Genomic DNA, 23,168 nt, shown 5'->3' with positions numbered 1-23,168 from the left:
GTAAACAAATGGATGAATTTACATACCTCCTTTTACTAAACAACCACCTTTTACTTTACTAAAAGGTGGTTGTTCAAGGTTTATTTATAGAAAGAACAATTCTATTATTTGTTATAGTACGTAAAATCCTTATGGTTTATTTCCGTTTCGGGCAGCGATTTAAAGTAATCCAACGTGATCTTTAAACCTTCGCTCCGGGATACTTTTGGCTCCCAGCCTAAAATGGCCCTGGCCTTGGTAATATCAGGGCGGCGCTGTTTAGGATCATCCGTAGGCAAGGGCAGGCTTATCAATTGCTGATCGGTACCTGTTAGTTTGATAATCTCTTCGCCAAATTGTTTTATGGTGATCTCGTCGGGGTTACCAATGTTCATCGGCTGCGCGTAATCACTGTGTAGCAGGCGGTAGATGCCTTCAACCAGGTCATCAACATAGCAAAATGAGCGGGTTTGCGAGCCATCGCCAAACATGGTTAATGATTCGCCCCTTAATGCCTGGCCAATAAAGGCGGGTAATACCCGGCCGTCGTTCAGCCTCATCCTTGGCCCATAGGTATTAAAAATGCGTACAATACGGGTTTCTAAACCATGGAAGGTATGGTAAGCCATGGTAATAGCTTCCTGGAAACGCTTCGCCTCGTCATATACCCCTCTTGGGCCAACCGGGTTTACATTGCCCCAATATTCTTCGGGCTGCGGGTTTACGTTCGGATCGCCATAAACTTCAGAAGTGGAGGCTATCAGCATCCTGGCGTTTTTTGACCTTGCCAACCCCAGCAGGTTATGCGTCCCTAACGAGCCTACTTTTAAAGTCTGGATAGGGATCTTGAGGTAATCTATCGGGCTTGCCGGCGAGGCAAAGTGCAAAATGTAGTGCAATTCGCCCGGAACAAACACAAATTTGGATACATCATGATTGTAAAACTCAAAGTTTTCAAGCTTGAACAGATGCTGTATATTGCGTAAGTCGCCGGTGATCAGGTTATCCATGCCTATTACATGGTAACCTTCTTTAATAAACCTATCGCAAAGGTGCGAGCCTAAAAAGCCAGCTGCCCCGGTAATTAATATTCTTTTACGTTCTGTCATTAACTAACTACTTTACGTCCAATGCTGCTATAATAAAAACCATTATCTTTCATCCTGTCAAGGTCGTAAAGATTACGTCCGTCAAATATAACAGGTGCTTTTAACTTTTCTTTCATAAAATCAAAATCCGGGGTACGGAAAACCGGCCACTCGGTAACAATCAACAGTGCATCTGCATTTTCAAGGGCCGAATACCTGTCTTTTGAATATTCAATTTTATCGCCAAGTAGTTTTTTAACGTTTGGCATCCCTTCGGGGTCATACGCGGTTACAGTTGCACCAGCAGCAACCAGGTCATCAATAATATACAAAGCCGGAGCTTCGCGGATATCATCGGTCTCGGGTTTAAAAGCTAATCCCCATAGGGCAAAATGTTTGCCTTTCAGCCCATCTGCGCCATAGTATTCGCGCAGCTTAACTACCAGGCGTTTCTTTTGGGTTTCGTTAACTTCCATTACCGAGTTCAGGATCTTGAACTCGTATTTATTTTCTTCGGCTGCTTTTGAAAGTGCCTGCACATCCTTAGGGAAACAGCTACCGCCATAACCAACACCGGGGAACAGGAAGCGCTTGCCTATACGCGCATCGGCGCCTACGCCTTTGCGTACCATATCCACATCGGCGCCTACCAGTTCGCACATGTTGGCAATTTCGTTCATGAACGTTATTTTGGTGGCCAGGAACGAATTGGCAGCGTATTTTGTAAGTTCGGATGACCGCTCATCCATATAAAGGATGGGGTTACCCTGGCGTACATACGGGGCATATAAATCACCCATGATCTGGCGGGCTTTCTCGTCCATAGTACCAATAACTACCCTGTCTGGTTTCATGAAATCTTCAACGGCTACACCTTCGCGTAAAAACTCGGGGTTTGATACTACCGCAAAAGGCACATCGGTATTGGCTTTCATTACAGCGGTTACCTTATCGGCGGTACCCACCGGCACGGTTGATTTAGTTACGATAACTTTATACTCGGTAATAAGTTTGGCAATATCTTTTGCAGCGCCAAGCACATAGCTCAGGTCGGCAGATCCATCCGCGCCCGGAGGGGTTGGTAAAGCCAAAAAGATAACTTTTGCGGGGGCAATAGCCTCGGCAAGGTTGGTGGTAAAGGTTAGCCTTTCCTGCTTTATGTTCCTGTTAAATAGCTGATCGAGACCGGGTTCATAAATCGGCATTTCGCCCGCCCGCATCTTGTTTACTTTTTCTTCTACAATATCAACACATATAACTTCATTTCCGGTTTCGGCCAGGCAGGTTCCGGTTACCAATCCAACATAGCCAGTTCCGATTACAGCAATTTTCATAGTTTATTTTGTTTTTAAGTGTTTAGCATTTTGTTCCCGGGATAATGTTAAAGCAGGCTTTATCAGCACAGGATTGTATAATTATTACAGTATTAGTTTTTGTTGTTAATTTTAACCCTTGCTAAGATACAATTCATACGCTAAAATGATATTATTATATACGATTGGGTTACGGTTCTATGTTATAGCCATTTACATAGCTTCACTGTTTAATCAAAAAGCAAGCCAATGGATAAACGGCCGGAAAAAACAAAAACTTATACGGATAGATAGCAGTATTTGGTTTCATTTTGCATCATTAGGCGAATTTGAGCAAGGCCGGCCTATATTAGAAGCGATAAGGGCCGCATATCCGGGTAAAAAGATAGTGATTTCTTTTTTTTCGCCGTCTGGGTACGAGATCAGGAAAAACACACCACTTGCTGATTTTGTGTACTATTTACCATTGGATACGCCCAAAAATGCCAAACAATTTATTGATGCCATACAGCCTGAAATGGCCGTTTTTACCAAATATGAGTATTGGTACCATTTTTTTAAAGAAACGCATAAAAAGCATATCCCCTTGTACATTGTATCTGGAATATTCAGGCCTAAACAGGTGTTCTTTAAATGGTACGGCGGCCTGCACCGTAAAATATTAAGTTTTGTAAGCCACTTTTTTTTACAGGATGAGGCATCGAAACTGCTATTGCAATCCATCAGCATAACTAATGCCACCGTTAGTGGTGATACCCGCTTTGACAGGGTATGGGCCAACGCGCAACATCCCAAAGAGATAACGGGCGTTGCAGAATTTGTAAATGGTCAAAAAGTCTTTATTGCCGGCAGCACCTGGCCGCAAGACGAAGCATTACTTGCAACGCTGCCCGTATTGTACCCCGGCTGGAAATTCATTTTCGCCCCCCACGAAATTGGCGAAGCCAAGATAAATAACCTGGTTAATTTATTACCCGCAGGATCGGCGATTAAATACTCGGAATTAATTCAAAATTCAAAGCTCAAAATTCAAAATTCGACACCGGACACTGACAACTCACCACTCACCACTCACCACTCACCACTCACTACTCACCATTCACCACTCACCACTCACCACTCACCGTTCACCACCCTGGTTATTGACAACATCGGCATGCTCTCGTCCCTGTACGCTTATAGCAACATTGCATATATAGGCGGTGGTTTTGGCGTAGGGATACATAACACGCTGGAAGCTGCTGCATTTGGTTTACCGGTGATTTTTGGCCCTAACTATCAAAAATTTAATGAGGCAAAAGAGCTTATCGCTTTAAAGGCCGGGTTTAGCATCAGTGATGTTAGCCAACTCAAAGGCATTGTTGATACGCTTATTAATGATGAGGCTTTTTACAACGTTACAGCTAAAAAAGCGGGCGATTACGTAAAGGAACATATCGGGGCAACCGAAATAATATTGAAGCATATTATTCCATAGCTTTCAGCCAAAAAAACAACCGATCGTTGTTATAGGGAATAAAAAAGGCCCAGAGAAATCGTGTTTAACCTTTCCTCTTTATGCAATAGCTTCTAATGCGTCAATAGGTAGTCCCTACGGGACAAAAAAACTTTTCAGATGACTGCTACAAACAGGTAGCCTCTACGAGGCACATTATCATCTTTATAAGCAGAGTTTTGCCTCGTAGAGGCTACCTGTTTGTAGCAATTTATTTAAAAATCTCTTTTGCCTCGTAGGGGCTACCAATTTGCTGCAAATGGTATCTTGTACCTGTAGGAGCTACCTTCTTTCTAAATCAAATTTTCAAACACGATTGCGTTTAAAATTACTTTGCCTTTTTAGCTAAATCAGCCAACGGCATGGTTGTCATACGGCCAATTACTTTTTTACCGCGATAGGTTATCACCCTTAATTGCGTGGCATCTTTGGGCGCATCAACAGGGGCCGTGTACTTAGGATAAAAATTATCGGGGAACGAGTTGTCAAAGCTGTAATAAATATCCAACCCGGGGGCCTCGCTGGTAAGGGTTATTTTAAGTGTGTTGTCGGGGTTTTTGGTAGCGCTGAATGAAGGATCATACACACTTGGTGCATATTTGGTTTCGGCTTCGTCAAAGCGTTCAAAATGTTTTTCAACTTTGCCAAAAAAGTAAGGCCAGCTTTTTTTCTCCTTCGGTGACCATACCAATTCGGCAATGGCCATACCACGCGGCCAGGTCATATATTCGGCCTGGCGTATATTGTATACCTGCTCTGTCCACAGGTTGGCCTGGGCGCCTTTTATCAGTTTAGCATCTACGCTATCGGGCACCGGCTCATATTCATAAGTTTTGTTCAGGCGTAGTTTAGCGTAAACTTTGGTTTCGTTTACATCGCTTTGCATGTAATCAAGGTAGGCAAACGTGGTTGGACTCATCACTACATCGTGGCCCATTTTGGCTGCTTCAATACCGCCTTTAACACCCCGCCAGCTCATTACGGCAGCGTTGGGCCCAAGTCCGCCTTCCAGTATCTCGTCCCAACCCATGAATTTTTTTCCTTTTGATTCTACAATTTTTTCAAGGCGTTTTTCAAAATAGCTTTGCACCTCCTGCTGGGTTTTCAGATTTTCTTTTACCATCAGCGCCTTAATAGCTTCGCTTTGTTCCCAAAAGTTTTTAGCGCATTCATCGCCACCTACATGAATATAACCAAAGGGGAAAAGCTGGGCAATTTCGGTCATCACCTTATCTAAAAAAACGTATACGTTCTCATTGGCCGGGCAAAGGGTATTATCTACAATGGCGGTATTATGCGGCCCGTTCCAGTTCATAAACGGCTCGCCTGAATTTACCACATATTTATCGGCGCCAGGTGTACATGAAAGTTCAGGATAAGCTACAACCGCAGCAAGGCTATGGCCCGGAACATCAACCTCGGGCAAAATATTTACAAAACGGTCCTTGGCGTATTGTACAAGTTCCTTTATATCATCCTGGGTATAAAAGCCGCCATAGGTGCGTGGCTCATCGGGGGCCGGCGGGGTAAATGTGCCAAACTGCCCAACTTTTTTTACATTATAAGCGCCCACGGTAGTTAGTTTTGGCAGGCTTTTAATTTCTACACGCCAGCCTTCATCGTCGGTTAAATGCAGGTGCAGCAGGTTAAGCTTGTATTTTACCATGTTATCAATATACTGCTTCACCTCGGCTTTGGTAAAAAAGTGGCGGGCAACATCAAACATCAGGCCCCGCCATTCAAACCTGGGGTAATCGGTTATATCAACCGCCGGGGCTGTCCATTTAACACCTTTTACAAACTCCTTACTTTCTATTTCCTTTGGCAGCAATTGTATAAAGGTTTGTACGCCGTAAAATAAACCGGCTGGCGCGTTTGCTCTTATCACCACTTTTTTTGCAGTTACCGATAGGTTATAACCTTCGGCGCCAATCAGCGGATCATTTTTTTTATTTATAACAAATTTTATGGATGCCGTTGGTGCAATATTTTTTACCGCGATAGCAGTACCTGCCGCGGTGCCAAGCTTCTTTTTCAGGTATGCTATAACAGGGGCCAGTTCGGCCTGGTTGCCGGTTTCCAACACAACAATCTTAGGCAACACAAATTTGCCCGTTTTTTGAGTAACCTTAACAGGTTCGGGGATGATAGACAAGGCATTATTAGGCGCCTGGCCAAACGATAGAAAATGCAACCCACAGCAACCGAGTAACAGGAATAGTTTTTTCATAAAGAAAATTGGTTTTGAAAGCGTTTATAATTGAAAACGTTACGCAAATTATACTTTTTAAAGAATATTAAAAAGTATTGCAGGTAAAAATTGTGTTTCACACCATTATAACTCAACATCAAAAAAATGGTGGAATGTATAGCCCCCAACGTCTAACTTATCGGCAATAAAAATTAAAAAGCACGCCATAGTGCGGTATTTTATTCCAATGCTACAGTTGCGTTAATGCGGCAATTACTTGCCCAATTTAAATCATAAAAAAACTATTTTATAACTAATTAAAAAAACGCCCGGACAAATTCAATTGTGTTTTATATTAATATTAAGTGCCTGTTAATCTTTAACCTGGTCTGTATTTTTTGTTTTTATTATGTACCTTAACGAGGTAAATTAACCTCACACGCAGCAGTATAAAATCACTAAAAAAAAATTAATCAACCCAAACAATCCTTATTATGCAAAATGTTTCTTTTTACTCCACAGCCATTGTTGCATGGCTAACCACCTTTGGCATTAATTTATTGAGCGCCGCGCTTGTACTTGTTATCGGCCTTTATATTATCAGTTGGATAGGCCGGTTGCTTACCGTATCAATGGCCAAAGGAAAAGTTGATGTATCGCTTCAATCATTTCTACGCAGTTTAATGACCGCAGGCCTGAGAGTTTTGCTATTGATAACGGTTGCCGGTATGCTGGGCATTCAGACCACATCGTTTGTGGCCATCATTGGTGCCTTAGGCCTGGCAGTAGGCCTGGCATTACAGGGCTCGCTGGCCAACTTTGCCGGCGGGGTGCTTATCCTGATTTTTAAACCATTTAAAATAGGCGACATTATTGATTCGCAGGGCCAAAACGGCGCTGTTATCGAAATCCAGATTTTTAATACCATATTGCTTACCCCCGATAACAAAACTGTTATACTGGCAAACGGGGCAGTATCAAACAACACGATTGTTAATTACAGCAGGCATGGCAGCATAAGGGTAGATATTTCGCTGGAAATTGAACCACAAAATGATATGGACTTTGTGCGCAAAATAGCCACGGAAGCATGCCTGAGCCACCCGCTTGTTTTAGCAGAACCTGCGCCGGTTATAAATGTATCCAAAATAAATGAAGGCAAAATCGGGCTTGGCGTTTGCCCTTTTACCAAAGCACAGGATTATTGGTCGGTGCTTTTTGGCGCCCAGGAGCTTATCAAAAAGGCTTTTGATGAACATAAAATAGGCATTCATGCACCTCATTTATTTATTACACAGGTTCCCGGCGCTACAACAACAGCGTAATTAAGTTATACAGAACACACAAGCTATTATATCAGGCGCTGTATTAATAACAAAGCCCGGCAAAAAAATGCCGGGCTTTTGATTGAGATGGTATAGGTACTAATTTTTCTATTACTTATCGGCGTTACCCCAATGTTGTTAAGTTAGAGAATTATGAGCGATTTAAATATCGAACACCGAACGCCCAATATCGAATCATGAAGGAAAAACTTCGGTGTTGGACATTCAAAATTCATTATTCGATATTAATTGAACTTCTGTTTTTGCTTTACTTAAACTTAATGATATGAGCCCTACTCATCGCCTTTTGCTGCAAGCTCTGTTTTACTTAACAGCTTCGCGCTTTCGGCCAGCTTAATAAATTCGGCGCGGTAGCCTTCGGTGTCATCGCCTTTGGCGGAGCGGGCCATTTTAATAGCCTGCCCATAACCGGAGTTCTGTTTAAACTTCGAATCGCGCAGCAGCATGCCAATTTCGGCAACGGCGGCGGCAAACCTAAAATCGGTGGATGTTGATTTCAGGCTGATTGGCTCGTCTTTAACCGTAACCTGGCTCAATTTGCTTTTTAACGATGTTGGCTCCTTATACCTGAATTTGATGGTCATCATTTCATCAGATGCATTTGAATAGGCAACAGGTTTGGGTTTCTGATACTTTAATGGATCCACGCTGGCCGAATAATCATCTTTTATGCCGACAGGTACTATCTCATAAAAAGCGGTAACCGTATGCCCCGAACCCATATCGCCGGCATCTTTTTTATCATCATTAAAATCTTCTTTGGCCAGTACACGGTTTTCATAACCAACCAGGCGGTATGCCTGCACCTTGGCGGGGTTAAACTCCACCTGTAGTTTTACATCTTTGGCAATGGTAAATAAGGTGCCGCCAAATTCGCTTACCAGGGTTTTGCGGGCTTCGGTAATGTTATCAATATAGGCGTAGTTACCGTTGCCTTTATCGGCGAGGGTTTCCATCTTACTATCTTTATAATTACCCATACCAAAGCCTAAAACAGATAACGAGATGCCGCTTTCCCTTTCCCGTTCAATCAGTTTTTGCATATCATCGTCGCTTGATGCCCCTACGTTAAAATCTCCATCTGTAGCTAAAATCACCCTGTTGTTGCCGTTTTTCATGAAGTTTTGTTTAGCAATCTGGTAAGCCAGCTTAATGCCTTGTCCGCCAGCCGTTGATCCGCCTGCGCTTAAATTATCAATAGCGTTGTTAATGGTTTCCTTTTTATCGCCACCGGTTGCAGGCAGTACTACACCCGCCGCACCTGCATAAACAACCAGGGAAACTTTATCTTGCGGCCGCAATTGGTTAACCAGCATTTTCAGTGACGATTGTACCAAGGGCAATTTGTTGGGCTCATTCATTGATCCCGATACATCTATTAAAAATACCAGGTTTGATGCAGGCAATTTTTCGTTAGCTATTGTTCTTGCTTTAAGGCCTATGCGCAGCAGGCGGTGTTTGCTATTCCATGGGGCTGCAGATAATTCGGTATGGATGGCAACCGGTCCGCCATCAGTTGGCCCAGGCAGGTTATAGCTAAAATAGTTAATCATTTCCTCAATCCGCACCGCATCTGCCGGTGGCAACTGGCCATTATTGATAAAGCGCCTTACATTACTGTACGAAGCCGCATCCACATCAACAGAAAATGTGGAGAGCGGCTCGGCCGAAACTGTTTTAAAGCCATTTTCTTCGATGCCTTTGTAGCTTTCGTCGGTAACTACGGCAGGCTGGTAACTTTTCAAAACATCAGCATTAGCCGAATAACCGTAAACCGCAGATACTTTGCCTGTTGCTACAAGGCCGGATACTTTGCCACTTAAGTCTTTTGCGTTGTATGATTTTGCAGATATCGTAGTCACACTTCCTGTAAGTACCATCCGTTTTTGAACCCCATAACCCGTTACCACAACCTCGTTTAACTGGTTTGATGTTGCATGAAGGTAAATTTTCAACACTTTGCGTTTACCGGCTTTCACATCCTGAGTGGTATAGCCAATAAAACTGAAGGCAAGTACGGCGTTGTCATCGGGTACTATAATGGAGTAGTTGCCTTTGGCGTCGGTTTGTGTTCCAAAACCGGAGCCCTTAAGTAAAACCGATACCCCGGGTATAGCCGAACTATCTGCACTATCATATACGGTTCCGCTAATGCGGTGGCTGCTGTTCGGCTTAAACCCAGTTAAACCGGTAAACAATAAAATAATTAAAACTAACTTTCTCATGCTTCGTTGCTTTTTTATGAAGATGCAGGCGGCTGATAATTTCCATAAACCGTTAAAAAAATTTATTTTGCACCTTTTTAATGACCAATTTTATTAAACCAGGCAAAACAGGCACATCAACGGATGACGAACTGCTTAACATTTACCGTAAAAACGGCGATGTTGCGGTTTTAGGGCAACTATATGAACGGTATATGGGCCTGGTTTACGGTATATGTTTAAAATACCTGAAAGATGAAGATGGCGCTAAAGATGCTGTAATGGGCATTTTTGAGGAACTGGTAGAAAAAGTTAAGAAACACGACATCAGCGTATTCAGGAACTGGCTTTATGTATTGGGGCGCAATTATTGCTTAATGCAGTTAAGGGCGGGCAAAAAGCTGGATGTAATTAATTTAGATGATGTTATGGAATTTACCCCATTACTGCATCATGATGATAATAACCGCGAAGAAGCCTACAAAGCTTTGGAAGTATGTATTGATAAACTGGCCGGTGCCCAAAAACAAAGCATCGATTTATTTTATTTACAAGAAAAGTGTTATAAAGAAATTGCCGAAGTAACAGGTTTTAGCCTGAACGAGGTAAAAAGTTATATACAAAACGGCAAACGCAATTTAAAAATTTGCCTGGAGAAGAGCAGTGAACACTAAAAAGGCCGACATATTGCAAGTAAGAAAGTACCTTAACGGGGAACTTGATGCCAAAGCTATGCACCGGCTGGAGCATGATGCCCTTGATGATCCTTTTTTAATGGACGCCCTGGAAGGTTTTGAATCGGCCCCCAAAGACCAGCAGGCCAATTTTGCCGACCTTACCGCAAGACTTCAGCAACGTACCGAACAAAAGAAGGGCCGGGTAATATCATGGCAGGTTTGGTCAATAGCGGCATCGGTTCTTATTGTGCTTACAATTGGTGGCTTGTGGATAAAGAGGAACTCGCCGGAACAAGCCAAGCAACTGGCTGAATTGACAAAAGATAAAACACAGGTAGCGATAAAGGATACTGTAGCAACGCCGCCGCCCCATACCACGCAGGAAACCCTACTGGCAAATAATTTGGCAAAACAGCCAGTTTTGACCAGTGCCGAGAGACCGTTCACTACCCGGAAATTCACAGCCGGCAAATCGGTTTATCAACAGGAAATTTCTGCAGGCGATAATAAAAGTGCGGCCCCGGTTGACGATGTGTTGAAAAAAACGCAGCCGGTGACGCAATATGATGTGGCAGAGCCTAAACAGGAAAGCTCATCGGTAAGCGAAATGGTTGTGATGAATTATAACGACAACAAAGCGAAAGCGGATAGTCTTGCGCTGCTTGCCAAAAAGGCCCGTGATAAAGCATCCACCCCCATTGAATCTAAATTAACCGGAAAAGTTGCCGGGTTAGAGGTAGTTACATCCAAAGATGCCAAAACCCAGTTTGGATATAGCAGTATTAATGGCCTTATAATAGGCAAAGGCGATAACATGCCGGTTGTTGGTGCAGCTATACGCATCCAGGGCACCAACAAAAGCACAGTAACAGATGTAAATGGCTACTTTTCTATGCCGGTTACCAAAAACAACGAAACGCTTGATATTGCATCTATAGGCTACCAGCCAAGGCAGGTGAGTGTAAAACGTGGCGATAGCCTTAAAGTGGTACTTAACCCGGATAATGACGCCCTTGCCGAAGTCACAGTCGCCGGCAACGACAAAGTATCAAAAACAGTTGCCGCGCATCCGCAAGGCGAAATGGCAGGCTTAAAACAATACCTGCAGGCAAACGCTATCGTGCCCGATGGTGATGCCACCGGAACAGTATCGGTGCAGTTCACCGTTAACACCGATGGTTCTTTAAGCGATTTCAAGATCAAAAAAAGCCTTTCGGCCCTTGCCGATCAAAAGGCTATCGACCTGATAAAAGCCGGCCCAACCTGGGTAGGCAACAGCAACGGAAAACCCGAGCAGGTTACCGTTAAGGTAAAATTCGTTAAGAAATAGAATCAAGAGTTAAGAATCAAGAGTCAAGACAGAAAAAATCCGTGCTGGACGCTATAGGTATTCACTTAAAACATTCCTTAATATTGCAATCAGTTCGGGATCGTTGAATTGATAATTATCTTCAATATCGAGTACTATTATTTGCTTGCCGCTCAGTTCCAGGCGTTGGCTCAGCAGCTGTTTATGCCTGCGCTCCATTACAAATATAAGGTTGGCCCTGTCAATCATTTTTTGGGTTACACGGATGCGGGCCTTGTCGCTGGTACCTGCCGAGTGGGCGGTATGTTCGGGATGATTTTTAAACAACAACTCGGCTGTTGGGCTGCGCCATTGGTTTTTACTGCAGATGAAAAGGAGGTTGGCCAATGGTAATTTAGTTTCCGGTTTAGGTATACACTATTACAATCCATTTTTAGGCACCCAGGCCTGGCTTTTAATGAGCCATTTTCCGCTTACATAACGAAACACGAAGGAAAATGCTCCTTCTTCGTTAAACGGGTCGCCGTTAACGGTGCCGGTGTATTCAACGGGCACAATCAGGTAAGCCACCTCTTCGGTCTGCTGAAAAATTTTGATCTTTTTTATGTTTACCGTAAAGTCGCGAATTTTAAAATCCTTAACTGCCTTTTGAACCGAGTTTACCCACTGTACACCGGCCAGTTGCCCATTCCACGAATAAGGGCTTTGCTCGTCGGTAACAACGGCGTTGGGGGCGTACATATCTGTAACTTTATCAATATCAAACGTGTAAGATGCTTTTAATACCGTATTGATGGTTTGCAAAACCTCGGGGTTAACTTTCTTTACGGTATCTTCGGCGGCCATATCCGCAGCAATGGTTTTTTGGCCTGTTATTAAAATTAATAACAAGCTTGTGTACACCATTGTTAATATGCTTTTCCTCATGTTATGCTGTTAAAATCCTGACCATACACTTTTGGGCTTATAAAGTTAAGCATCAATTCACCTATTTAAAAGATAAATATCTGATTAAAAAGCATATCATAACTATTTTCCTTTAGCATTCATATAATCAAGTGTTAAATTACACAGTGCTTTCACCCCCAGCGTAAAGCCACTTTCGTCGATATAAAAATCGGGCGTATGGTGCGATGGTGCTTTAAGCGGATCGGCGCCTTTGGGCATCCCTCCTAAAAAGAAAAACAATCCCGGTACTTTTTCCTGGTAAAAGCTAAAATCTTCGGCACCTGTTACAGGAGGCTTTAACATTACATTTTCGGCACCAGCCGTTTTTTGCAGGCTGCGCAGCATTTGGCTGGTAAGGGCCGGATCGTTATACGTAACAGGGTAATGGTGACTGTACGGAATTTTCACTTCAGCGGTAGCACCTTGTGCTTCGGCCGTTTTTGTTGCTATTTGCTTAACGCGATCAACCAGCATCTTTTCGTCGGCTGCAGTTAATGAACGCAATGTACCCAGCATTTCAACACTCTCGGGAATAATGTTCGACCGGTTACCGCCTTTTATGGCGCCAATGGTTACCACTGCCGGATTTTCTGTTACGTTGATATTGCGGCTCACTATGGTTTGCAGGTTATTAATGATCTGGGCAGATACCACGATCGGATCAACGCTCGACCATGGGTAAGCGCCATGTGCCGACCGACCTTTCACGATGATTTGCATATCATTAACACCTGCCATGGTACCGCCAGGGCGATAGGTTATTTTACCAACCTCGGTTTGCGCATTGATGTGCAAGCCAAATATTACATCGACTTTCGGGTTTTCAAGCACGCCTTGCTTCACCATTTCTTCGGCGCCGCCTTTTTGGCCGGGTTCTACCCCTTCTTCGGCCGGCTGAAAAATAAATTTTACGGTTCCGTGCAACTGGCTTTTCATGCCCGATAGTACCTGGGCAACGCCCATCAAAATAGCCATATGCGAATCGTGCCCGCAGGCATGCATGGCACCAACTTCCTGTCCATTATATATGGTTTTTACTTTTGATGCAAAGGGTACGGGCGTGCGTTCAACAACCGGCAAGCCATCCATATCTGCCCGTAAGGCAACTACCGGGCCGGGCTTACCGCCTTTTAAAATGCCCACAACCCCTGTTGTGGCTACGCCTGTTTGCACCTCAATTCCAAGTGATTGCAAATGTTTGGCAATAATTGCCGAGGTGCGCACTTCGTGGTTGCCCAATTCGGGGTGTTCATGAAAATCGCGGCGCCAGGCAATTACCTGGTCTTTAAGGGCATCGGCTTTAATATTTACCTGGGTTTGTTGGGCAAATACTTGTGTGGTAAACAGCAAAACAAAGGGGGCGATGCATATTTTCATGGGCGGCAAGTTTTTGAACCGTTAATATAAGAACAAAACGCCGGATATTGCTGATTTGAGAATTTAAGATTTGAAAACAATGTCCATTCAGGTTAAAACTATGGCAATCCGGGTTATAAACCGGTTATTTTACCGCAGTAAGGTCAATATCAAAAACTAGCACCGAATTTGCCGGAATGGGGCCTAACGATGCGCCGCCATAGCCCAAAGCTGATGGCACAAACAATATAATATTACCGCCTGGTTTGATGTGCGGGATGCCTATTTGCCATCCCTTTACCAACTTGTTTAAGGGCGACGAATAACCATTTGCCGAATCAAACGGTGGGCCGTTAAGCAGTTTGCCCTGGTAGTTAACCGTAATGGTTGAGTTAACGGTAGCCGCAGCCCCTGTACCTGGCTTAACAACCTGGTAATACAGGCCCGACGAATCTTTCACAGCTTTCACAACCGGATTGTTGGAAAGGTAAACCCTGATAAGCGAATCATCAATCCTGGCCTGCTTCACTGCATCAACATTGGGAGTTGTTTTACAGGATGCAAAGGCGATAACAGAAACAAATAGTACTATCAATAGATTCTTCATATCATTTTTAAAATCGGGGCGTTTAAAACTACTCAATTATCGCAATAAAAAAAGCCCGGCGATTTATCAAGCCAGGCTATTATATTTATTTAATCCGTTTAAGCGCCCGTGGGTGTGAGGTCCACATTAAATATCAACACCGAGTTTGCCGGAATTTTATCTGTAGTAGTAGTACCATACCCGTATTGCGATGGTATCAGCATGATAAGTTTCGATCCTATACGCACATGCGGTATTACTATCCGCCAGCCATAAATCAAGCTTCCTAAAGTGGCGTTAAGGCTGGTGCTCGAATCAAATACGGTTCCGTTAAGCAACTTACCAGTGTAGCTTCCGGTGATTTTTGTATTAAGCGTTGGGTACGCCCCTCCGCCTTCGCTAATAACCTGGTAGTAACAACCTAAGGTATCTTTCACATTGGTGATCTCGGGGTGGGCAGTAAGATATGCCTTAATCGCTGCGTCGTCATCCGAAGCCTGTTGTATAGCGGCACTAATTGTTGGGTCGCTTACTTTTGTACACGACGACAGCGAACAGATGGCTAAAGGGAATAGAATTAAGAATAAAAGTTTTTTCATTTTCATACAGATCAGTTAACATTAATAGGGTTGAAAACACTAAACGTTGCAAATTGTGAAAACTTATTTAGGCAGGTATTTTATTTTTGGCAAAAACACCAGCGTAAATATACAATCGAAACTGCATTAAAACAGCAAACAGAAGCGTGTTTTTCATTTATCGCGCGGTACCAAAAAGCCGCGGCTAATTGGTAACAGCGGTTAAATTGACCGAAAATATTAACACCGAGTTTGCAGGGATAACACCGGCCTGCACGTTACCATAGGCGAAGCGCGATGGGGTAATTATTAGCATTTGCCCGCCTGTTTTAAGGTAGGGTAAAGCAATTTGCCACGCCGGTATCAGGCCATTTAAGCGGTACACCAGGTTTGTACTTGAATCAAATGTGGTACCATTGGTTAACTTGCCGGTATAAGCCGCTGTTATTGTACTTGTTAAAGCCGGAGTAGCGCCGGTGCCTTGCGTAATTATCTGGTAATAAACGCCGGTTGTATCCTTTACCGCATGAATTTCGGTATGTGCAGCCAGGTAAGCCTGAATGGTTGCCTCATCGGTAGCAGCCTGTTTAGCGCTATCAAAAGGCACCACATCGTTATTTGATTTCAGGCACGACGAAAACATAGCAACAGGTAATAACAGTAACAGTAGAATTTTTTTCATTTTTATTCAGATCAGTTTAGTGCCTATACGGCGTAACTACTATAAACGCTACAATAAAAAACTTATGCTGTTGTTTTAATCTTAAGCTCATTAAGCTGCGTATCGGCAATAGTTGATGGCGAATCGATCATCACATCGCGGCCCGAATTATTTTTAGGAAAAGCGATAACATCGCGGATAGAATCCAATCCGGCAAAAATAGATACCAGCCTGTCAAACCCAAGGGCTAAACCACCATGCGGAGGCGCGCCATATTCAAAGGCATCCATCAAAAAGCCAAATTGTTTTTGCGCTTCTTCCGGCGAAAAGCCAAGGTGCTTAAACATCAATGATTGCATGGCGCGGTCATGGATCCTTATAGATCCGCCGCCAACCTCGGTGCCGTTAATAACCAGGTCATAGGCGTTGGCCCGCACGGCTCCCGGATCAGTATCCAGCAAGGCAATATCTTCTGGTTTTGGCGAGGTGAACGGGTGGTGCATGGCATGGTAACGCTTGCTTTCTTCGTCCCACTCCAGCAGCGGAAAATCAAGCACCCAAAGCGGCGCAAATTTATTTTTATCGCGCAGGCCTAAACGGCTGCCCATTTCAAGGCGCAATTCGTTCAGTTGCTTGCGTACTTTATCGGCATTGCCAGCCAATACCAGCATTAAATCGCCGTGTTCGGCTTCAAATGCCGCTGCCCAGTTGGTCAGCTCATCTTCGCTGTAAAATTTATCAACCGATGATTTTAAAGTACCATCTTCGTTATAGCGGCAATATATCATGCCCTTAACGTCAATTTGCGGGCGTTTTAACCATTCGGTAATTTCATCCAATTGCTTGCGGGTATAGCTTGCACAGCCTTTGGCGTTGATGCCCACAACCAATTCGGCGTTGTCAAAAACACCAAAGCCTTTACCTTTTACAACATCATTCAGTTCCACAAATTCCATCCCAAACCTTACATCCGGTTTATCAGAACCATACAGGCGCATGGCATCGGCGTATTGCATCCTTGGGAAATCGCCCAGGTCGATACCTTTTATGGTAGTAAACAGGTGGCGGGTAAGGCCTTCAAATATATTCAGGATATCTTCCTGGGTAATGAATGATAGCTCGCAGTCAATCTGTGTAAATTCAGGCTGGCGATCGGCACGTAAATCCTCATCCCTGAAACATTTCACGATCTGGAAATAACGGTCGAACCCGCTCACCATCAGCAATTGCTTAAAAGTTTGGGGCGATTGCGGCAGGGCGTAAAATTCTCCGGGGTTCATGCGGCTTGGTACCACAAAATCGCGTGCTCCTTCCGGGGTCGATTTGATGAGCACCGGGGTTTCTACTTCAAGAAAATCAATGTCGCTTAAATAGCGGCGTATTTCCTGTGCCATTTTGTGGCGCAGGATAAGGTTGTTACGAACAGGCGCACGGCGTAAATCAAGGTAGCGGTATTTGGCGCGCAGCTCTTCGCCGCCATCGGTGTCATCTTCTATCAGGAACGGCGGAATTTTAGCCGAGTTCAATATCTCTATACCGGCAACAGCAATTTCAATTTCGCCGGTTGGTATTTTTGTGTTTTTGTTTGATCGTTCCAACACCTTGCCTGTAACCTGTATCACAAACTCGCGACCAAGCTCGCGGCTTTTCTCGCGCAGCAGGGCATCGGTATCAGTATTAAAAACAAGTTGGGTTAAACCATAACGGTCGCGCACATCAATAAATGTGGTGCCGCCCAAATCGCGCGATTTTTGTACCCAGCCACACAATGTAACTGTTTGGCCTAAGTTGCTGATATTTAATTCGCCGCAGGTATGAGTTCTTAGCATAACAATATTTATAAAAGTTTGCAAAAGTACGTTTTTGAGGTGAAAGGAGAAAGGTAAAAGGATAAAGGTGGGAAATAGGCATTAATATTTGTGTAGCTCAACCATCGCTACAAGAAAAACGGCTTTACATTGATATTCGTTTTCTTTTAACCATACATCGCGGGTTGATTTTTTTTGCACCGTTAGGTGCTACCTGTTTGTAGCACTAATCAACAAAAATCATTTGCGCCGTAGGTGCTACCCCTTACAACAGGATAGCCGACAATTTTAAACATACACAGGTGATACCATACATCGCGGGTTGATTTTTTTGCACCGTTAGGTGCTACCTGTTTGTAGCACTAATCAACAAAAATCATTTGCGCCGTAGGCGCTACCCCTTACAACAGGATAGCCGACAATTTTAAACAAACACAGGTGATACCAAACATCGCGGGTTGATTTTTTTGCACCGTTAGGTGCTACCTGTTTGTAGCACTAATCAACAAAAATCATTTGCGCCGTAGGTGCTACCCCCTTACGACAGGATACCCGACAATTTCAAACATGCACAGGTGATACCATACACACAGAATATTATATTTGAGGAATTCATCCATTATTAAAATTTGATTATGCCTAATACCTACACTCAACTTTATATTCATTTTGTATTCGCTGTAAAATACAGGGCCGCAGTTATTCAGCCCGATTGGGAAGAGAATTTACATAGTTATATTACCGGCATTGCGCAAAACAACGGCCACAAAATGTTAGCTATTAATTCTGCAACAGACCATACGCACATTTTCATCGGACTTAATCCCAAACAGTCGATATCCGAAATAATGAGGTTGGTTAAGGGTGATAGTTCAGAATTTATTAACAAGGAAAGATTTACAACGCGTAAATTTAATTGGCAGGAGGGTTATGGCGCGTTTAGCAACAGTAAATCTCAAATTGATGATGTTGTAAAATATATCCATAAACAAAAAGAGCATCACAAAAAGAAGTCGTTTAAGGAGGAGTATTTGGACATGTTAGTTAAGCATGGTATTGATTACGACGAGCGATATATTTTTCACGATCTGATGGATTAATGGCGTCTTTAATATCGCATCGTTTAGGGTAGCCTCTACGAGGCAAAAGATGGGGGCGGGGATCTTTCTACAAACAGGTAGCGCCTACGGCGCATGCACATCATTTACGAGTAATTTATCGTCACCTTAAACGCATTACAACAGGCAATTAACATACCTGTACATACGAAGCACTATTATTGAAAAAATTGTTTTTTTTAGGACGATACACATCCTAATTGCGGCAAATCATGCCTCGTAGAGGCTACCTGTTTGTAGAAGAACCACACAGACAATATTTTTTGCGCCGTAGGTGCTACACTCAACTTGCACGGTTGCCTGCATTTTGTCGATAAGTAGCCTTCCCGGGAACAAAAGATGGTGGACGGGCTTTTTCTACAATCAGGTAGCGTTTAAAGCTTATGTACGTGGATTAATAGCGTCTTTAATATCGCATCGTTTAGGGTAGCCTCTACGAGGCAAAAGACGATGGGGTGGCATTTTTCTACAAACAGGTAGCGCCTACGGCGCATGCACATCATTTACGAGTAATTTATCGTCACCTTAAACGCATTACATCAAGCAATTAACACACCTGTACATACAAAGCAGGATTATTGAAAAAACTGTGTTTTTTTAGGACGATACACATCCAATGCGGCAAATCATGCCTCGTAGAGGCTACCTGTTTGTAGAAAAACCCACAGACAATATTTTTGCGCCGTAGGTGCTACCCACACTTTGCACGGTCGCCAACATTTATCAACCGGTAGCTTCTAACGGTGCTTGCAATAACAAACAACCCGATTTATTGATGAGGTTCAAAATAATCATTCTATTGTTTTCCTCAATACAGCGTCAACCCTTTTATTGGCTTCTTCATTTGATATCCAAAACCCATTTTCAATCTGGTCTATTCCCTCCTGAACAGCTTCGGCCTCCTCCTCACTTAATTGATAAACATCTTCCTGTTTTACTGCGTTATTCGTAAATATAATGCCTTGTTTTTCAAATCTAAGCATAAATCCAAAATCAATTTATACATTTGCCCCATAATTCTCAAGGGGTGCCTTGCTTTGGTATATCTAAAAAACGAACTACAGAGCGTTTTTAACCAAACTGAAAGACAGGCTGAGATCAAACCCATTGGAGCGTTGAAAGTTAAATGTTGAAAGTTGTATGCACTAACCGGCTTACAACTTACAACACACAACCTACAACACCCCATGCACCTGATCCGGGTAATGCCGGCGGAGGGAGAGGTGACAAGTTAAGTGTACTGCCATTGTACCCTGGTGAGCAGATGGTTTAACTAATTTTTAGTTTAAAAATTTTGAAAAATGTATTCGCGGCTATCATAGCCCTGCTGTTGCCTGTTTTGGCATCGGCCCAGCTTTCCATATCCGGAAGAGTAACCAATCAATCGGGCGAAGCACTGCCTGGCGCAACTATCACCATTAATAACCCAGCGGCCAGCGTGATTGCCGATGCCGGTGGCAAGTATGGCTTTGCCAATCTTAAGCCCGGCAGCTACATGTTAAATGCCAGCTTTATTGGTTATCAATCCATCAGCAAAAATATTGTATTGGCTGCAAACCAGGTTATCAACCTAACGCTCGTTAATGGCACACTCGCCGCTGAGGAAGTTACAATCAGCGCTACCCGCGCGGTTAAAAACTCGCCAACAGCATTTACCAATTTAAGTAAAAAAGATCTGGCCAAAAACAACTTCGGGCAGGATTTGCCTTACCTGCTTAGCCTTACCCCATCGGTAGTTACCACATCCGACGCAGGCGCGGGCATAGGTTACACCGGTATCCGCATCCGCGGCTCTGATAATACCCGGGTGAATGTTACCATCAACGGTATTCCGCTAAATGATGCCGAAAGCCAGGGATCGTACTTTATCGACCTGCCCGACCTGGCCTCATCGGTAGATAATATCCAGGTGCAGCGCGGTGTGGGTACATCAACCAATGGCGCGGGCGCGTTTGGCGGCAGCATCAATATCCAGACTACCACGCGCCGCGATACCGCTTATGCCGAGATCAATACATCGGCCGGCTCTTATGGTTCTATCAAAAACACGGTTAATGCCGGTACCGGTTTATTGGGCGGGCATTTCAGTTTAGATGGCCGTTTATCGCGCATCCACTCCAACGGTTATATTGACAGAGCTACGTCCGATTTAAAATCCCTTTACCTGAGCGCCGCCTGGTATGGCAAAAACAGCACCATCAGGGCCAACGTAATATCGGGCCATGAGCGCACTTACCAGGCCTGGAACGGTATTGCCGATTATGTTATTGGCGATAATACCCGACCAGACAACCGCACCTACAACGAATTAGGTTTAATGGCCGATGGCTCGTTTTATAAAGACCAGGTTGATGATTACCTGCAAAACCACTACCAGCTACTGTACGATCAAAAGATAAGTGATAAGCTTTCTTTTAGCGGCGCGTTGCATTATACCAAAGGCAAGGGCTATTACGAGGAGTACCGCCAGCAGGATGCTGTAGCCAATTACGGCTTAAGCCCGGTAATTATTGGTACCGATACCATTAACAATACCGACCTGGCCCGCCGCCGCTGGTTGGATAATGAATTTTACGGCGTTACTTATGCGCTAAAATATCAGCCCCAAAGCAACCTGAACATGACCCTGGGCGGTGCTTATAACCAATACTCCGGCGCACATTATGGCAATGTTATTTATACCAAAGAAAGCGCCGGGATAGGCCCCAACTATGAGTATTACCGTGATAATGCCAAAAAGAACGACTTTAATATTTTTTACCGCGCCGAGTGGCATTTAAACAAGATTTTACTTTATGCCGATGCACAGTACCGCCATATTTACTACAGTTTTTATGGGATAGACAGGAACTTACAAGATGCACAGCAAAGTGTTGAGCTCAACTTTTTTAACCCCAAAATAGGTATCACCTATCAGCTTAATGAGCAAAGCAATGTATATGCATCATTTGCTGTAGGCAATCATGAGCCAAACCGCGATGATTACGTTAACTCTACCCCGCTGGCCAGGCCAAAAGCCGAAAATCTGAAGGATTTTGAAGCGGGCTACCGTACTATCGGCAAAATTTTTAGCGGCGGCATTAATGGCTTTTATATGTTGTATAAAAACCAATTGATATTAACCGGCGCGCTTAACGATGTGGGTAGCGCCATACGCACCAACGTTCCGGATAGTTACCGTGCGGGTGTAGAATTGGATGGCAAAGTGCGCATAACCAGCCAGCTTAACTGGGGGCTTACTGCAACCTGGAGCGTTAACAAGATCAAAAATTATAGCCAGTTTTTCTCAAATTACGATGATGGCACCTTGGTTGAAGAATCATTTAAAACAACAACCATTGCCTACTCACCATCGCTTACCGGCGCAAGCATTATCAGCTACACCCCTGTTAAAGGCGGCGAGATCGCTTTTATCAGCAAATACGTAAGCAAACAGTATTTAGATAATACCATGAACCAAAACCCGGCCGGGTTTAATATAGCGCCGGATAACGCCGCTAATCCGTATGCTGCCAACAGGTATCTGAAAAGCTATTTTACAAGCGATGTAAGGCTGCGTTATAACTTCAGCATCAGCTCGGTTAAAAACATTGGTGTTGGCTTGCAGGTTAATAACATTTTCAGCAAAAAGTACGAGGCCAACGGCGCCACTTACCCGGATATTGAAGGTGGCAACGTGGTAAATTATAATTATTATTTTCCGCAGGCAACGCGCAACTTTATGGCGATGCTGTCGCTTAATTTCTAATACACACGAATCGTCACGAATTTGAGCGAATTTCACGAATCTGGGTGGAAGTTGTGTTTGGGATGGATTAGCTATACAGATGACAAATTAATTAAGAAACGCGTTTATGCATGATTTAATAAAGCTTTTTATTGATCAGATAAAGGAAACCACCTGGGTGCAATGGCTTGCTGTTGCCCTGGGTATTGCCGAAGTTTTGCTGGCGCGAAAAAATAATATTTTACTTTATCCCGCGGGTATTTTGGGTACAGCTATAATTATTTATTTGTTATTTAATGTGGGGCTTTACGCCGAATCAATCCTGAATGGCTATTATGTGGTCATGAGCGTTTATGGCTGGTGGTATTGGATAAAAAGGCGCAACGAGCCGCCTGTAGAAATTTCATGGAGCACCAAAAATGAATGGCTGATAAGTATTGCTATATCTGTTATTGGATGGGTGTTTTTTTATATACTGCTCAAAAACCTGCCTGCTAAGTATTTTACGCCATCAAACGTACCGGTTTGGGATGCATTGATCTCGTCGACAGCCTGGGCAGGCATGTGGCTGCTGGCCCGCCGTAAAATAGAGAACTGGATTTTTTTAAACATATCAAACCTGTTTGCCGTACCTATCCTGTTTTACAAACACCAGCCCTTGCTTGCGCTGCTCACCACATTTTTATTTGTAGTAGCTATTTTTGGATACTTTGACTGGGGGAGGAAGCTGAAAGCCGAAGGCCGAAAGCATAAAGCCTTACATTAACTCAAATTGCTTTAAGCT

At 43.7% G+C, this 23,168-nt stretch carries 19 protein-coding genes; 7 read left to right on the top strand and 12 right to left on the bottom strand.

Annotation, left to right across the window (positions count from 1 at the left end; translation table 11 throughout):
- Positions 1–104: 104 nt before the first annotated feature.
- Positions 105–1,088: a UDP-glucuronic acid decarboxylase family protein gene (locus tag AC1DXF_RS14090; RefSeq protein ID WP_477449376.1), complete on the bottom strand. Its 984-nt coding sequence runs from the start codon at positions 1,086–1,088 to the stop codon at positions 105–107.
- Complete coding sequence (locus AC1DXF_RS14085; RefSeq protein ID WP_477449375.1) at positions 1,088–2,401, bottom strand: UDP-glucose dehydrogenase family protein; 1,314 nt, start codon at positions 2,399–2,401, stop codon at positions 1,088–1,090. Before AC1DXF_RS14085 ends, AC1DXF_RS14090 begins: the two co-directional genes overlap by 1 nt.
- Before the next feature lie 145 nt (positions 2,402–2,546).
- Between AC1DXF_RS14085 and AC1DXF_RS14080 the strand changes: the two genes are divergently transcribed.
- Positions 2,547–3,857, top strand: coding sequence for a 3-deoxy-D-manno-octulosonic acid transferase (locus AC1DXF_RS14080; protein WP_477449374.1), 1,311 nt, complete (start codon positions 2,547–2,549; stop codon positions 3,855–3,857).
- A 346-nt stretch (positions 3,858–4,203) separates the two neighbouring features.
- Here AC1DXF_RS14080 and AC1DXF_RS14075 read toward each other — a convergent pair whose 3' ends face one another.
- Positions 4,204–6,105 (bottom strand): beta-N-acetylhexosaminidase, encoded by a 1,902-nt coding sequence (locus AC1DXF_RS14075; RefSeq protein ID WP_477449373.1) that lies wholly within the window; start codon positions 6,103–6,105, stop codon positions 4,204–4,206.
- 455 nt (positions 6,106–6,560) lie between these two features.
- Here AC1DXF_RS14075 and AC1DXF_RS14070 point away from each other — a divergent pair, with 455 nt between their 5' ends.
- Positions 6,561–7,391: a mechanosensitive ion channel family protein gene (locus AC1DXF_RS14070; RefSeq protein WP_477449372.1), complete on the top strand. Its 831-nt coding sequence runs from the start codon at positions 6,561–6,563 to the stop codon at positions 7,389–7,391.
- 293 nt (positions 7,392–7,684) lie between these two features.
- Here AC1DXF_RS14070 and AC1DXF_RS14065 read toward each other — a convergent pair whose 3' ends face one another.
- Positions 7,685–9,637 carry a vWA domain-containing protein gene (locus AC1DXF_RS14065; RefSeq protein ID WP_477449371.1) on the bottom strand — a complete coding sequence of 651 codons (1,953 nt, stop codon included), beginning with the start codon at positions 9,635–9,637 and terminating at the stop codon, positions 7,685–7,687.
- An 80-nt stretch (positions 9,638–9,717) separates the two neighbouring features.
- On the opposite strand from AC1DXF_RS14065, the gene AC1DXF_RS14060 reads away from it, so the two are divergent.
- Together AC1DXF_RS14060 and AC1DXF_RS14055 are read left to right on the top strand one after the other, a co-directional pair.
- Positions 9,718–10,290, top strand: a complete 573-nt coding sequence (locus AC1DXF_RS14060) for an RNA polymerase sigma factor (RefSeq protein WP_477449370.1) — start codon at positions 9,718–9,720, stop codon at positions 10,288–10,290.
- A complete protein-coding gene (locus tag AC1DXF_RS14055) occupies positions 10,280–11,623 on the top strand; it encodes a carboxypeptidase-like regulatory domain-containing protein (RefSeq protein ID WP_477449369.1) in 1,344 nt (447 codons plus the stop codon). The genes AC1DXF_RS14060 and AC1DXF_RS14055 overlap by 11 nt, the downstream gene beginning before the upstream one ends.
- A gap of 51 nt (positions 11,624–11,674) precedes the next feature.
- Here the strand turns inward: AC1DXF_RS14055 and AC1DXF_RS14050 are convergent, their stop codons facing one another.
- The 7 genes from AC1DXF_RS14050 to aspS all read right to left on the bottom strand — a co-directional run bounded on the left by AC1DXF_RS14050 (position 11,675) and on the right by aspS (position 17,560).
- A complete protein-coding gene (locus AC1DXF_RS14050) occupies positions 11,675–11,989 on the bottom strand; it encodes a low molecular weight protein tyrosine phosphatase family protein (protein ID WP_477449368.1) in 315 nt (104 codons plus the stop codon).
- A gap of 33 nt (positions 11,990–12,022) precedes the next feature.
- Positions 12,023–12,529, bottom strand: a complete 507-nt coding sequence (locus AC1DXF_RS14045; RefSeq protein WP_477449367.1) for a nuclear transport factor 2 family protein — start codon at positions 12,527–12,529, stop codon at positions 12,023–12,025.
- 102 nt (positions 12,530–12,631) lie between these two features.
- Positions 12,632–13,927: an amidohydrolase gene (locus AC1DXF_RS14040; RefSeq protein WP_477449366.1), complete on the bottom strand. Its 1,296-nt coding sequence runs from the start codon at positions 13,925–13,927 to the stop codon at positions 12,632–12,634.
- A 124-nt stretch (positions 13,928–14,051) separates the two neighbouring features.
- Positions 14,052–14,513, bottom strand: a complete 462-nt coding sequence (locus AC1DXF_RS14035) for an FKBP-type peptidyl-prolyl cis-trans isomerase (protein ID WP_477449365.1) — start codon at positions 14,511–14,513, stop codon at positions 14,052–14,054.
- 98 nt (positions 14,514–14,611) lie between these two features.
- The gene (locus AC1DXF_RS14030; protein WP_477449364.1) at positions 14,612–15,091 is read right to left on the bottom strand and encodes an FKBP-type peptidyl-prolyl cis-trans isomerase; all 480 of its coding nucleotides are present in this window, start codon (positions 15,089–15,091) and stop codon (positions 14,612–14,614) included.
- Between the two features lie 184 nt (positions 15,092–15,275).
- Entirely contained in the window at positions 15,276–15,752 is a 477-nt protein-coding gene (locus AC1DXF_RS14025) for an FKBP-type peptidyl-prolyl cis-trans isomerase (protein ID WP_477449363.1), read from the bottom strand.
- Between the two features lie 62 nt (positions 15,753–15,814).
- Positions 15,815–17,560, bottom strand: coding sequence for an aspartate--tRNA ligase (aspS, locus tag AC1DXF_RS14020; RefSeq protein ID WP_477449362.1), 1,746 nt, complete (start codon positions 17,558–17,560; stop codon positions 15,815–15,817).
- Positions 17,561–18,174: 614 nt separating this feature from the next.
- Between aspS and tnpA the strand changes: the two genes are divergently transcribed.
- A complete protein-coding gene (tnpA, locus tag AC1DXF_RS14015) occupies positions 18,175–18,639 on the top strand; it encodes an IS200/IS605 family transposase (protein ID WP_477449361.1) in 465 nt (154 codons plus the stop codon).
- Between the two features lie 809 nt (positions 18,640–19,448).
- Here the strand turns inward: tnpA and AC1DXF_RS14010 are convergent.
- A complete protein-coding gene (locus AC1DXF_RS14010) occupies positions 19,449–19,640 on the bottom strand; it encodes a hypothetical protein (protein WP_477449360.1) in 192 nt (63 codons plus the stop codon).
- A gap of 311 nt (positions 19,641–19,951) precedes the next feature.
- On the opposite strand from AC1DXF_RS14010, the gene AC1DXF_RS14005 reads away from it, so the two are divergent.
- Positions 19,952–22,405, top strand: a complete 2,454-nt coding sequence (locus tag AC1DXF_RS14005; protein ID WP_477449359.1) for a TonB-dependent receptor — start codon at positions 19,952–19,954, stop codon at positions 22,403–22,405.
- Positions 22,406–22,511: 106 nt separating this feature from the next.
- Entirely contained in the window at positions 22,512–23,150 is a 639-nt protein-coding gene (pnuC, locus tag AC1DXF_RS14000; protein WP_477449358.1) for a nicotinamide riboside transporter PnuC, read from the top strand.
- The last annotated feature ends 18 nt before the right edge of the window (positions 23,151–23,168 follow it).

The sequence above is a fragment of the Mucilaginibacter sp. P2_A5 genome (assembly GCF_056404995.1).
The sequence above is the reverse complement of the archived record's forward strand: the minus strand, read 5'-3'. Positions and strand labels throughout refer to the sequence as shown.